Source organism: Gemmatimonadota bacterium (genome assembly GCA_009835325.1).
Classification (GTDB): Bacteria; JAAXHH01; JAAXHH01; order JAAXHH01; family JAAXHH01; genus JAAXHH01.
The window spans coordinates 17034-30316 of sequence record VXWP01000077.1; the positions used below are offsets into that span (position 1 = coordinate 17034).

13 protein-coding genes are annotated in these 13283 nt (G+C 61.9%); 9 read left to right on the forward strand and 4 right to left on the reverse strand.

Features of this window, described 5'->3' with window-relative positions:
* Window positions 1–135: 135 nt before the first annotated feature.
* The 4 genes from F4Z81_09755 to F4Z81_09770 all read right to left on the reverse strand — a co-directional run bounded on the left by F4Z81_09755 (window position 136) and on the right by F4Z81_09770 (window position 3122).
* A complete protein-coding gene (locus F4Z81_09755) occupies window positions 136–363 on the reverse strand; it encodes a CopG family transcriptional regulator (GenBank protein ID MXW05337.1) in 228 nt (75 codons plus the stop codon).
* 193 nt (window positions 364–556) lie between these two features.
* Entirely contained in the window at window positions 557–1048 is a 492-nt protein-coding gene (locus F4Z81_09760; protein MXW05338.1) for a hypothetical protein, read from the reverse strand.
* Window positions 1045–2055, reverse strand: coding sequence for a Gfo/Idh/MocA family oxidoreductase (locus F4Z81_09765; GenBank protein ID MXW05339.1), 1011 nt, complete (start codon window positions 2053–2055; stop codon window positions 1045–1047). The genes F4Z81_09760 and F4Z81_09765 overlap by 4 nt, the downstream gene beginning before the upstream one ends.
* Window positions 2056–2081: 26 nt before the next feature.
* Window positions 2082–3122, reverse strand: a complete 1041-nt coding sequence (locus F4Z81_09770; protein ID MXW05340.1) for an Ldh family oxidoreductase — start codon at window positions 3120–3122, stop codon at window positions 2082–2084.
* Between the two features lie 447 nt (window positions 3123–3569).
* Between F4Z81_09770 and F4Z81_09775 the strand changes: the two genes are divergently transcribed.
* The 9 genes from F4Z81_09775 to F4Z81_09815 all read left to right on the forward strand — a co-directional run bounded on the left by F4Z81_09775 (window position 3570) and on the right by F4Z81_09815 (window position 13282).
* On the forward strand, window positions 3570–3857 hold the full coding sequence (locus tag F4Z81_09775) for a co-chaperone GroES (GenBank protein MXW05341.1): 288 nt from the start codon (window positions 3570–3572) through the stop codon (window positions 3855–3857).
* 77 nt (window positions 3858–3934) lie between these two features.
* Window positions 3935–5584, forward strand: a complete 1650-nt coding sequence (gene groL, locus F4Z81_09780) for a chaperonin GroEL (GenBank protein ID MXW05342.1) — start codon at window positions 3935–3937, stop codon at window positions 5582–5584.
* A gap of 89 nt (window positions 5585–5673) precedes the next feature.
* Window positions 5674–6060 carry a zinc ribbon domain-containing protein gene (locus F4Z81_09785; protein ID MXW05343.1) on the forward strand — a complete coding sequence of 129 codons (387 nt, stop codon included), beginning with the start codon at window positions 5674–5676 and terminating at the stop codon, window positions 6058–6060.
* A 9-nt stretch (window positions 6061–6069) separates the two neighbouring features.
* A complete protein-coding gene (locus F4Z81_09790) occupies window positions 6070–7083 on the forward strand; it encodes a MoxR family ATPase (GenBank protein ID MXW05344.1) in 1014 nt (337 codons plus the stop codon).
* Complete coding sequence (locus tag F4Z81_09795) at window positions 7080–7961, forward strand: DUF58 domain-containing protein (protein MXW05345.1); 882 nt, start codon at window positions 7080–7082, stop codon at window positions 7959–7961. Before F4Z81_09790 ends, F4Z81_09795 begins: the two co-directional genes overlap by 4 nt.
* Before the next feature lie 112 nt (window positions 7962–8073).
* Window positions 8074–9021, forward strand: a complete 948-nt coding sequence (locus F4Z81_09800; GenBank protein ID MXW05346.1) for an ATP-binding cassette domain-containing protein — start codon at window positions 8074–8076, stop codon at window positions 9019–9021.
* Between the two features lie 2 nt (window positions 9022–9023).
* Window positions 9024–9797, forward strand: a complete 774-nt coding sequence (locus tag F4Z81_09805; GenBank protein ID MXW05347.1) for an ABC transporter permease subunit — start codon at window positions 9024–9026, stop codon at window positions 9795–9797.
* A 73-nt stretch (window positions 9798–9870) separates the two neighbouring features.
* Window positions 9871–11490, forward strand: a complete 1620-nt coding sequence (locus F4Z81_09810) for a hypothetical protein (GenBank protein ID MXW05348.1) — start codon at window positions 9871–9873, stop codon at window positions 11488–11490.
* 13 nt (window positions 11491–11503) lie between these two features.
* Complete coding sequence (locus tag F4Z81_09815; GenBank protein MXW05349.1) at window positions 11504–13282, forward strand: DUF4340 domain-containing protein; 1779 nt, start codon at window positions 11504–11506, stop codon at window positions 13280–13282.
* Window position 13283: the final 1 nt, after the last annotated feature.

Sequence of the window (13283 nt, forward strand, 5' to 3'; positions counted from 1 at the left end):
GCTCTTCTGGGCACACTGAGGGCTTACTGGTGCAATTAAAGATGTTGAAAACTGACTAGAATACTGATTTCACGTATCTAAGGTTAAACTTGGCTAGTGAGCTTACGGAGTTGCATCAGGTTGGTTTCTGCGTATTCAATCGCCAAGGTCAAGGGCTTTTCTCGCTTCGGAATCAGTATAGATACCTTCTACCTTTCGCCCAAGACGAACCAGTACGTCCGAGGCAAGGTAGTAGTCTTCCAGATCTTCGAGCCCACACTCGATGATCTCACGCAAGTAGAAATCCTTGGTGCCGGACGTTCTGGATACTAATAACTCAAGCCGCATTTCATCTTCGGGTGTCAGTTGTATCGAAGTCGCCATTTTGGTTGTCCTTTGTCGATTACCTAAAACTGCGAAGATTTACACAAGTTTCAACGTACGGAATAAGCAACTCGCGTCAACGTCGGATTCACGAGGATCGAGCCGGTCCCTCTTTCACCGGTCTCTCTTTCAGTTGGATCACAAACAGGACGGTGGCCAAACAATACGCCCAGCAATCGCCCACCTGTCCCCTCTAAATCCTCAATTCCAGTCCATCCTCGGTCCGCCTCAAGCCCTCTGCTACCAGATCGTCGGTAATCCGTACGACTACGCCGGAACCTGAATCGCCGATCGGCTCGAAGGATACGCCGAGGTTTCCGTCCCTGCCCCCGGCCTGCGCGACGTCGACCACGAGCCTGTTGCGATCGGACGAAAACGTATCGAGCAGGCCTTCCGGCACGTCGACGTCATCCACGACGACGGTCAAACCATCCGCGTCCCACGACTCGATCACCCCGCCGAACCGGTTCAACGTCCATACGACCGGTTCGTTCTCCTTCGAATTGAGTGAAACGATCCGTTCGTCCTCCATCACGACGCCGATCCGCTCGCCGGCAACAAGCAGGTGGGTGAGATCTTCCTTTGGTCCGCCGCAGCCCATGGCGATCAGCAGGGCAGCCAGAACGAAGCAATGCATGCTTATGCGGTACATGGTCGTCTCCCGGATGTAATGCGCCTGGATCACGCGTCCTCGATAAAACGTTCCACGTCCACGAGGGCCCCTTCCCGGCGTGCCGAATCCCATCCGGCCAGGATCGGCGCGAGCGATCTGAGCCCGTCGTGGTAATCGCTTTGAAGCGGATTCGGGTTGTTGGACCGGACCGCCTCGATGAAGGCCTGGTCCTGGGCCAGCCATGGGTCGAAGGGATCGGCCTCGTAGACGACCTCGTCATTCACTTCGATCCGTTCGTATCCGAAAACCGCCAGCCTTCCGCCGTCGAAGTAGATCTTGAAGTAGGGCTCTTCGCCGGGTCCAGCCGGGTCGCATTCGATGAACGTCAGCGTCGCCGTTGCGCCGTCCGACAATCGGTAATGAAAGGACGAAGAGAGCGGCGTATGGTATTCCTCCGGATGGTACAGGAAGGCCTGGGACTTGATTACGTCCTGCCCGGTCATGAACCGGGTGTAGTCCGTGGCGTGCACGCCCCAGTCAAAGAAGCGGACGCCGCCTTTCTCCACCTGGTGCGACCAGGCGGTGCGGGCAGAGGCGGCCGGTTTCGGGTTATGCGAGATCTGCTGGAAACGGACGTGCACGACGCGCTTATCCCGGAGCAGCCGCCGGGCTTCCTGGAAGATGGGCCGGTACCGTTCCCGGAAGCCTACCGTGCTGATGACGCCGCCCTTCTGAACGGCCGCGTCGATCTGCTTCGCCAGGGCCATGTCCAAGGCCTGGGGTTTCTCGCTGAAGAGTTGGATACCTCTCTCGGCCGCGGCGATCTCCACGTCGGTGCGCGCGAAGGCCGGCACGATGGACCAGAGGGCGTCGAGGTCTTCGGCCTCCAGCATCGCGTGGGCGTCCGTGTAGGTGCGGTCGACCCCGAACTGCGCAGCCGCTTCGTGCAACGCCTCTTCATTGATATCGCAAAGCGCCGCGATCTCGACGCCGTCGATCCGGCTCAGGTTGGGCAGGTGCGTGGCCTGTGCGAACCGGCCGGTTCCGTAGACGGCCACCCGAACGGGTCTGTCGGGCATGGGACTCTCCTGTGTTCTACTGTGTGCTACACAACCGGCATTTCCACGCCAAGGCCAGCCGCGGTTTCCGTGATCGTGTTCCAGGTCTTGTCCGGGATGTAGATGCCCTCGGCTAGACGCTGCTGCCGGACGTCCTCCTCGATTTCTCCCGGAGCGTAGACCCTTTCGAATCCCGGCAGGGGCTTCGCCGAACCCACGTAGGCGACGTGGGCTTCGATTTCCGCCCTGTAGTCGGCCGGGTCCATGAAGGCCTCGATATCCAACGCGGCGATCAGGATCCCGCCGCCGCCCTTCCCGCCCGTACACCCCGCGTTCGACAGGGGGCCGATGATCATCTCGATCATCATGGCCAGCCCGTGTCCCTTGTGGCCGAACTGCAGGCCGCCCAGGGGCAGCACGGCCACCTGGTCCGGCTCGGCGTGGTACCGGCTGCCGTCGTTCACGTAACGGCCCTGCTGGTCGATGAGCCAGCCGTCCGGCATGGGCTCGCCGCGCTCGATCTTCTGCTCCACCTTGCCGCCCGCAACCACGCTGAGCGTCATGTCCAGCATGAGCGGCGGACCCTTCTCCCGGGGCACGGCGAAGGAGATGGGCTCGGGACGCAGGCGCCGGTCCGCGCTGCCGTAGGGCGCCACGAATTCACCGCCGCCGTTGAGGCCCACCATGCCGATCATGCCCTGTTCGGCGATCCGCGGAGGGAAGTCGCCCAGCCGGCCGATGTGGGAGACGTTCCGCAGGGCGATCATGCCGATCGTGGCACTGCGCGCCTTCTCCACCGCCAGGGACAGGGCCTTCGTCACCGCCACGATGCCGTTGGCGCCGTTCCCGTCGATCTGCGCGAATCCAGGCCGGTCCGCCACCACGATATGGTCTTCCCAGGGCCTGTAATCCTCCTGCAGGGACGGGACGTAGCGGGGCATGAACCACACGCCGTGGGAATCGTGCCCGAGCAGGTTGCTGGTCGTCAGGTGATCGGCGAGGATGTGAGCGTCTTCCGCCGGGATGCCGGTCGCCTCGAAGATCTCGCGGCTCAGGCAGTTTAGCTTGTCGAAGGGTACTACGGGCATGGATCGACTCCTGTGATTTCCGTTCCTGTGATTTCTTTATGGTTGCGTGCGCGGGGCATGGGACATCGGACCGGATCAGCCGGGCCAGAAGGTAAAATATCACAACGCCAGTCCTTGACAATCAGATTTGCGAATGCCCTTGACACGCCAGTAAGGTATGGCTAAATTGGCCTGTTATGTTATTTAGGCAATGCCATTATGGCTCGATGGGGTGCATGTGACAGATTGGCAGTAAACAGAAGTGCGTGGCAGCACCACCCGGCGTTTCGCAATAGTGAGTATAACATTCTAATTAACAACTAATTAAGCTATAGTTTCGAGAATGGCGGGCGGCAAATTACACAGTGGCACGGAAATTGCACTGAAGTAGGCGGACGAGATAATCGTTCATTATCGTGCTGATTTCGAAATCAGCGTTCTTATCACCAGTGAAAGGAGCAGGAAGCAATGAACGTACAACCTTTGGGCGACCGGGTCCTGGTCAAGCGCCTCGAGGAAGAAGAGGTACAGCGCGGCGGCATCATCATTCCCGATACGGCCAAGGAAAAGCCGCAGCAGGGCGAGGTCGTGGCGGCCGGTCCGGGGCGCGTCGGCGACAACGGCGACCGCGTGTCGCTGGAAGTCAAGGTCGGCGACAAGATCCTCTTTGGCAAGTACTCCGGCACGGAAGTCAATCTGGATGATTCCGAATACCTCATGATGCGGGAAGAGGACATCCTGGGTATCGTGTCGTAGATCATCGAGTGTCCGAACCGTAACCTTAAAGGTCCGGTTGCGGCTGAATCTGTGCATATGCAAGGAGGGTTGAACCAGTGGCGAAGCAGTTGAAATTCAGGGATGAAGCCCGGCGCTCCGTGCTGAGCGGTGTGGAGACCCTGGCCAAGGCGGTGAAGGTCACGCTGGGTCCCAAGGGCCGGAACGTGGTGCTCGACAAGAAGTTCGGTTCGCCGACCGTCACGAAGGACGGCGTGTCGGTGGCCAAGGAAATCGAATTGCAGGACCCCTACGAGAACATGGGGGCCCAGATGGTCAAGGAAGTGGCTTCGAAGACCAGCGATATCGCCGGCGACGGGACCACGACAGCCACGGTGCTGGCCGAGGCCATCTACCGCGAGGGGCTGAAGAACGTGACCGCCGGTCACAATCCCATGGCCCTGAAGCGGGGTATCGAGAAGGCCGTTTCCGCGGTCGTGGACGAGATCGAGGGCATCAGCCAGCCGACGGCCGGCAAGACCGAGATCGCCCAGGTCGCGACGATTTCCGCCAACAACGACCCCGAGATCGGTGACCTGATCGCCAATGCCATGGAGAAGGTGGGCAAGGACGGGGTCATCACGGTGGAAGAGGCCAAGAGCATGGACACCATGCTCGACGTGGTCGAAGGCATGCAGTTCGACAAGGGGTACATTTCCCCTTATTTCGTGACGGACTCCGAGCGGATGGAGTGCAGCCTCGAAGATCCCTATATCCTGATCCATGAGAAGAAGATCAGCGCGATGAAGGACCTCCTGCCCATCCTCGAGAAGGTCGTGCAGCAGGGCAAGTCCATGCTGATCATCGCCGAGGACGTGGAAGGCGAGGCCCTGGCCACGCTGGTGGTCAACAAGCTGCGCGGCACCATGCGCATCTCGGCCGTCAAGGCGCCGGGGTTCGGCGACCGCCGCAAGGCCATGCTGGAGGACATCGCGATCCTGACCGGCGGCCGGGTGATCACCGAGGACATCGGCATCAAGCTGGAGAATGTGACCTTCGAAGACCTGGGCCAGGCCAAGCGCGTGGTGATCGACAAGGACGAGTCGACGATCATCGAAGGCGCCGGTTCCCAGTCCGAGATCGAAGGCCGCATCGGCCAGATCCGCCGCCAGATCGATGAGACGACGTCGGACTACGACCGCGAGAAGCTGCAGGAACGCCTGGCCAAGCTGGCCGGCGGCGTGGCCGTGATCAACGTCGGTGCGGCGACCGAGACGGAAATGAAGGAGAAGAAAGCCCGCGTGGAAGACGCGCTGCATGCGACGCGCGCGGCCGTGGAAGAGGGTATCGTGCCCGGTGGCGGCGTAGTGTACCTGCGGGGTTCCGGTGCGCTGGACGGGTTGCAGGTCAACGGTGACGAGGCCACGGGCGTCGGCATCGTGCGGCGCGCCCTCGAGGAGCCGATGCGCCACATCGCGGCCAATGCCGGCGCGGAGGGTTCGGTCATCATCGAGCACGTGAAGCAGAAGGAAGGCGCCGTGGGATACAACGCCAACACCGGCGGTTACGAGGATCTCATGTCGGCCGGCGTGATCGACCCGGCGAAGGTGACGCGCATCGCGTTGCAGAACGCTTCCAGCATCGCGTCCCTCCTGCTGACCACCGAGACCCTGGTGACGGACATTCCCGAGAAGGAGCCACCTCCCGCGCCGGGCGGTTACGGCGGAGGCGGCATGGGCGGCATGGGCGGCATGGGCGGCATGATGTAGGCCTCCAGGCCCTCCTGCCGGGCAGTTCATGTACGTGAAGACCGGCGTCGGCTGTCTTAGCCGGCGCCGGTTTTGTTAGGAAGGAACGCATGCCTACCTATCAGTACCGATGCAACGAATGCAGACACGAGTTTTCCGAATTCCAGTCGATCACGGCGGATCCACTTTCTACCTGTCCGGAATGCGGCGGCGCCGTGAAGCGCCTCATCAGCGGCGGGGCGGGCTTCCTGTTCAAGGGCGACGGGTTCTATACCACGGACTACCGGAGCGAGAACTACAAGCAGGCCGAGAAGGCCGACCGGGAATCCTCGTCGTCCGGGTCCGGCAGGTCTGAATCCGACGGCGCCACGTCCGACGGGTCCAAGTCCGACGGCGGGTCCTCCGACGCGTCAGGTTCCGGGGACACATCGAAATCCGAAGCCTCCTCGAAGACCGATTCGTCTTCCGGCCAGCCTGGCACGTCCGGCTCCAACTGAAGGATGAACATGACCACAGACCACACGAATACACCGGACGACATCAAGGTCATCCATGACCGGATCTACGAGCAGAGCGTCTTCGTCGACCGGCTGATCTCGGAAATCGGCAAGGTGATCGTCGGCCAGCAGTACATGATCGAACGCCTCCTGATCGGCCTGCTGACCAACGGGCACATATTGCTCGAAGGCATGCCGGGCCTGGCCAAGACCCTGGCCGTGCGCACCCTGGCGTCGATGGTCTCGGCCCGGTTCCAACGCATCCAGTTCACGCCGGACCTGCTCCCCGCCGATCTCACGGGCACCATGATCTATCAGGCGGGCAGTGGGGAGTTCATCGCCAAGAAAGGCCCGATTTTCGCCCATCTCATCCTGGCGGACGAGATCAACCGGGCGCCCGCGAAAGTGCAGAGCGCCCTGCTGGAAGCCATGCAGGAGCACCAGGTCACCATCGGAGACGAGACTTTCCCGCTGGAGGACCCTTTCCTGGTACTCGCCACGCAGAACCCCATCGAACAGGAAGGGACCTATCCCCTTCCGGAGGCCCAGGTCGACCGTTTCATGCTCAAGCTGACGACGACCTATCCCCGCAAGGAAGAGGAACTGGAGATCCTGAACCGCATGACGTCCGGCGAACCGGCGGAAGTGGAACAGGTCGTCTCGCTGGAGGATATCGTCCAGGCGAGATCGATCATCAACCGGGTCTATATGGACGACAAGATCAAGCAGTACATCGTAGACCTCGTCTTCGCGACCCGCAACCCTGAAGAATACGGTGAGCTCGCCGAAATCCGCGACCTAGTGGAGTACGGCGCTTCGCCCCGGGCGACGATTTACCTGGCGACGGCCGCGCGCGCGCACGCCTTCCTGCGCCGCAGGGGCTACGTGACGCCCGAGGATGTGAAGTCGATCGGGATGGATGTCATGCGCCACCGCGTCATCGTCACCTACGAAGCCGAGGCCGAGGACATGACCTCTGAACAGATTCTTCAGCGCGTCTTCGACTGCGTAGAGATCCCTTGATACCCAGGCAGATCCTCCAGAAGATCCGGCAGATCGAGATCCGGACCAAGCATCTCGTGAACGACGTGTTCAGCGGCGAGTACCACAGCGTCTTCAAGGGACGCGGCATGGAGTTCGCCGAGGTGCGCGAATACGAGCCGGGCGACGAGATCCGGTCGATCGACTGGAACGTAACGGCCCGCCTGGGACGTCCCTATATCAAGCGCTTCATCGAGGAACGGGAGCTGACGGTCATACTCATGGCCGACGTCAGCGCATCGGGCCACTTCGGCACGGTGAACCAGATGAAGAGCGAGATCACCGCGGAGATCTGCGCGCTGCTGGCCTTCGCGGCGATCCAGAACAACGACCGCGTCGGCCTGCTCATGTTCACCGACCAGATCGAGAAGTTCATCCCGCCGAAGAAGGGACGGACCCACATCCTGCGGGTGATCCGGGAAGTGCTTTACACACAGCCGGGTCATACCGGCACCGACCTCACGCAGGCGCTGGAATACCTGAACCGGCTGCTGACGCGCCGGAGCATCGTCTTCATCCTGTCCGATTTCCTGACCGAAAACTACATGAAGCCCCTGCGCGTGGCCAGCAAGCGGCACGACGTGGTCGCCGTCACGATCACGGACCCGAGGGAACTCAGCCTGCCCGGCGTTGGCCTGATCGAGCTGCAGGACGCGGAGACGGGAGAAGAGGTGCTCGTCGACACCGGCGACGCCGGTTGGCGCAGGCAGTATGCCGAATACAACGAAGCCCTCCGCGAAGCGCGCGACCAGCAGTTCAGGGTGAACGGCGTAGACGCCATCCACATCCGCACGGACGAGCCCTACATCGATCCGCTGCTGCAGTTCTTCAAGCTGCGCGAACGCAAATTCGCGCGGTGATCGGATGGCAACAAAGGCTTGCTTTACATCACTTTGTGTCATAAATTAGGATACTTTGAAAATCGCTGCGCGTTTTGCGCGAAGGTTGTGGCAGCGGCGCTGGGAGCCTGACGTGATAGAAGTTAAGGACCTGACCAAGAAGTACGGCAATTTCACCGCGGTCCGGGACGTGAGTTTCGAGGTCGAAAAGGGCGAAATCCTCGGGTTCCTCGGACCGAACGCCGCGGGCAAGACCACGACCATGCGGGTGCTGACGTGCTTCATGCCCGCGACGGCCGGCACCGCCCGGGTGGCGGGGTTCGACACGTTCCGTCAATCCCTCGACGTGCGCCGCAGGGTGGGATACCTGCCGGAGAACGTGCCCCTCTACCTGGACATGCGGGTCCGCCCTTACCTGGAGTTCATCGCCAAGATCAAGGACATCCCGTCCCGTGATCGCCGAAGGGCCGTCAACCGCGTGATAGAGCTGGCCGCCCTTGAAGAAGTCGAGCACCGGATCGTCGGCCACTGTTCCAAGGGGTTTCGCCAGCGGGTGGGCCTGGCCCAGGCGCTGATCCACGATCCGGACGTCCTGATCCTGGACGAGCCGACCAACGGCCTCGACCCCAAGCAGATCAACGAGGTCCGGGAGGTGATCAAGGGCCTGGCCGGGGACCATACCATCATTCTGAGCAGCCATATTCTGCCCGAGGTGAGCAAGACCTGCGAGCGCGTGGTCATCATCGACCAGGGCCGGATCGTGGCCGGGGACACGCCGGCCAACCTGGATGCGCGGCTGCGGGGATCGCAGTCCATCTCGGCACAGATCCGGGGACCGGTCAGCGAGGTGATGGACCTGTTGAAGGAAAAGGACGGCGTCGTGGACGTGAAGACCAGGTCTTCCATCGGCGACGGCCTTTGGCAGTACGACATCGACGTCGTGCCGGGACGGGATCTCCGTTCCGAGGTGGCATCGTCGGTGGTCGGAAAAAACTGGGACCTCGTGGAACTCACCACGGCCGGCATGAGCCTGGAGGAGATCTTCCTCGAGCTGACGACCCAGGAAGAGGAGGGCGGCTGACGATGCAGGGATTGCTGGCCATCTGGGGCCGTGAATTGAAGGCCTATTTCATTTCACCCATATTCTACGCCCTTTCGACCGTGTTTATTTTTATCGTAAGCTTCATGTTTTTCTATAGCTTACAGAGTTACACCCAGTATTTCATGCAGGTCGCGCAGTACCCGACGATGATGGAGCGCATCAACATCAACGAGATGATCATGCGCCCGCTGTTCAATACCATGAGTTTCGTGGCCGTGCTGACACTCATGCCCATGCTCACCATGCGGGTATTTTCCGAGGAGAAGAAGACCGGTACGATCGAGCTGCTGCTGACCTCTCCGGTCCGCGACTGGCACGTGATCCTGGGCAAGTTCCTGGCGGCCTTCACCCTGTACACGGCCATGATCGGGCTGACGCTCATCTACCCGATGGTGCTCCAGGTGTACGGCGATCCGGACTGGGGCCCCATTTGGGCCGGCTACCTCGGTCTCGTGCTCCTCGGGGGCGGCGTGATCACCATCGGGCTCTTTGCCTCCTCGCTGACGGAGAACCAGATCGTGGCCGCCGTGATCTGCTTCGGCGCCGCGCTCATACTCTGGATGATGGATGTAGCGGCGGAATCGATGACCGGCATGCTGGGCGAGGTGGTCGGATACCTGTCCGTGCTGAGGCACTACAATACCTTCGAGAAGGGGATCATCGACTCGACGGACTGCCTCTTTTTCCTGAGTTTCATCTTCCTGGGCCTGTTCATCACGGTCCGGTCGGTTGAATCGACGCGCTGGCGGGGTTGACGCCGGTCCCGAGTGGACGACCGGTCCTGCGCACTCAAGCTTCCAGCAGTCTGAATAAGGGAGACAACCGTACATGAGGAGTCTCGTTTCAACCGCCGGATACCTGGGGCTCATCCTGATCCTGGTCAGCGGGTACCTCTACGCATCGGACGCGACGACACCGCGCACGGTCCTGATCGTCCTGCTGGCCGGCCTGGCGCTCGGATCGGCCTGGCTGGTCCTGGAGTGGGAGACGGTGTGGAACCTGCTGGGGCGGCGCACCACGCGGTACGGCGCCAACACCGCGGTCCTGGTCCTGCTGGTGATCGGCATCCTGGCCTTCGTGAACCTGATCGGCGCGCGGTACTCCCAGCGGTACGACACGACCGCCAACAAGCGGTTCAGCCTCGCGGACCTGTCCATCAGCGTGCTGGAAGAGTTGGACCAGGACGTCCACATTGTGGGATTCTTCAGATCCGGCGGGCCCGAAGCCATGCAGCAGCACCAGATCGACGACATGCTGAACCAGTTCCAGTATCATTCGGACCACATCACCTACGAATTCATAGACCCCGATCTCGAACCCAGCATCGCCCGCCAGTACAACATCTCCGCCTACGGAACGATCGTGTTCGAAAGCGAGGGCAAGACCGAGCACATCAACCGCTACCTCGAAGCGAACGTGACCAACGCGCTGGTCAAGGTCACGCGGGAAGGCCAGAAGACCATCTACTTCCTGGAAGGCCACGGCGAACATAACGTCAACCTGACCGACCAGGCCGGCTACAACAGGCTGCTCCAGCTGCTCGAGAACCAGAGCTACGTCGTCCGGAGTTTCTCGCTGCTCAGCGAGGTGGAAGTCCCGGCGGACTGCAGCGTCCTCGTGGTGGCGGGACCCCGAACCAACCTGGTGGGCAACGAGCAGGAAGCCATTCGCGACTACCTGGACCGAGGCGGCCGCGCCCTGTTCCTGATCAACCCCGACTACCCGGAGGAAAGCGCCGACCTGTCCGCGCTCCTCGCCCACTGGAAGGTGCGGATCGGCGACAACGTGGTGATCGACGAAAGTGCCGTGGGGCGCTTGCCCGGCATGAACGAGTACATGCCGGCCGTCATGCAGTACCCGGCCCATCCCATCACGCGCCCGCTCGGAAGCACCGTGAGTTTCTTTCCGCTGGTGCGGTCCATTGAACCAGCGGCGGCCTCCGACGACACCGTGGAGGTTCAGACCATCGCCATGACCAGTGCCCGCAGTTGGGCGGAGACCACGCTGCCGGGATCGCCGGAGGAAGCCGTGGAGTACACGCCCGCGCTGGACCCGCAAGTGGACGAGCCCGGTCCCGTGTCCATCGCCGTGGCCATCACGGCCGTCCCCCGGGCGCTGCCCCGCAGGGACATGCGGACGCTGACGCCCCAGGAGATGGCGATGCGGCCGGAGGAGCACGAACTGAAGACCCGCATCGTGGTCGTCGGCAACTCGGCTTTTGCCAACAATACCTATATCAGGCTGCCGGGCAACGGCGACCTGGCGCTGAACATCCTCAACTGGCTCGCCCAGGAGGAAGACCTGCTCGCGATCCGGCCCAAGTCCAGCGACACCAGGCTGGTTCAGATCTCGCTGAGCCAAATGCGGGATATCTTCATCGTCACCGGCATCCTGTCGCCCATCGGCATCCTGATCGCGGGCGTCGTGGTGTGGTGGAGAAGGAAATAGGAGGCGAAGCGCCGTGAGCGGTGGACGGTACACGATCGTGCTGGCCGTGATCCTGGGATTGCTGGCGGCCGTTTTCTTCCTCTTCGTGCTCGAGGAAGAAGAAGTCGCGGTAGCCGAGCGGGTGTTCGAGCTCAACGCGGAAGAGGTCGTCGAGATCAGGGTGGCCGTGGACGGCGCGGTCACTACGCTCGAGAAGGTCCCGCTGGAAGGCTGGGTGATTACCGATCCGGTCCGTTACGCGGCGGACCCGGACATCGTGGTTACGCTGCTGCGTGAATTCTCCGCCCTGTCCCCGGCCCGGACCATCGCCGATTCAGCGGAGGTCCTATCGGAGTACGGTCTCGAGCGACCGTCGGCGTCCGTCGAGGTCATCCGGGGTCTCGACACGCCCATGGTATTGCTGCTGGGAGACGTGAACCCGACGGGCGCGGCCCACTACGCCGTGGAACAGGGCACGCGGCAGGTGTTTCTCATCTCCACGCAGATCAATGGGAACCTGCGCAAGACGACCGATGCGCTGCGGGACCGCAGGCTGATGCGGGTCGAACAGGACGAGGTGGAGGAGATTGTCCTCGAAAAAGGCGGCCGCCGCGTCGTCCTCAGGCTGGACCCCTTCGGGACCTGGCGCGTGGAAGCGCCCTACCGGCTGCCGGCGGAGCGCGATGAAGTGATCAACGCGTTGGGTACAATCATCAACGCCACGGCCATTGCCTTCATCGACGACGCGCCGTCTTCGCTTGCAGGATACGGCCTGGCGGATCCGGTGATGACGGCGACCGTGAAATCCGGCGACGGCAGCGTACTCCATACGCTTTCACTGGGCAATGAGGAGATGGGCCAGGTCTACGCCATGACCAGCGAGAGACGCAACGTGTACTCGGTCTCGACGTCGATCACGCGGCAACTGGACCGGGAGCCCGACTTTTATCGGCGCCTCACGGCCTTCGATTTCCAGTCCTACAGGGTCCCCACTTTTTCGATGAACATCGGAGACGAGAACGTGACGCTGGTCAAGCATGCCTTCGAGGACTGGCGGATGACGTCGCCCTACGCGCTGAGAGCGAACGACCAGTTCATCACGGCCATGCTGGACAGCCTGGAGATCATGCGCGTGCGGGACCACATCCCGGCGACGGCCGCGAACAGCGCGGCGTACGGTTTCGAGCAACCGGTCGCCCGCCTTTCGCTTACGATCGATGACCGGGTGAACCTCCAGGAAATCCTGGTCGGGACGGACTCCGGAGACGGGCTGTACACCTACGTCATGGATCCGGCGGAAGAATGGATCTACGCGGTGGACGCTACAAGCCTGCGGCGCATGCCGGGCTCCGCGATCGAGTTGCGCGACAACAAGATCCTGCGGTTCAAGGGCTACGAGGTACACATGTTCGAAGTGGTCACGCCCGACGACCGGCTGCGGGTGCGCCGCGACCAGAAGCAGCGAGTCGTGTGGAAACTGGAAGAGCCTTCAACGGGCGACGCGGACGCGATTTCGGTCGGCCGGGCTTTCAGCGAACTGGATTCATTGTATTCGGAGGCCTTCGTTACGGCGGACCCCGAAGCGGACCTGGCCACCTTCGGACTGGACCGGCCGGTCATGGAACTTACGTTGCAGGTCGGGGGCCGGGACAACGTGCCGGAAGAACGCATTTCGCTCCTGGTAGGCAGCTCCCTTCCCGGGGACGAAAGCCTGGTTTACGTCAAGCAAAGGAACAGCCCCGTCGTGTCCCTGGCCAGGGCCGGGTTCATAGCCCGGATCAACGAAATGGTCGCCCAGACATCGAAATCGTGAC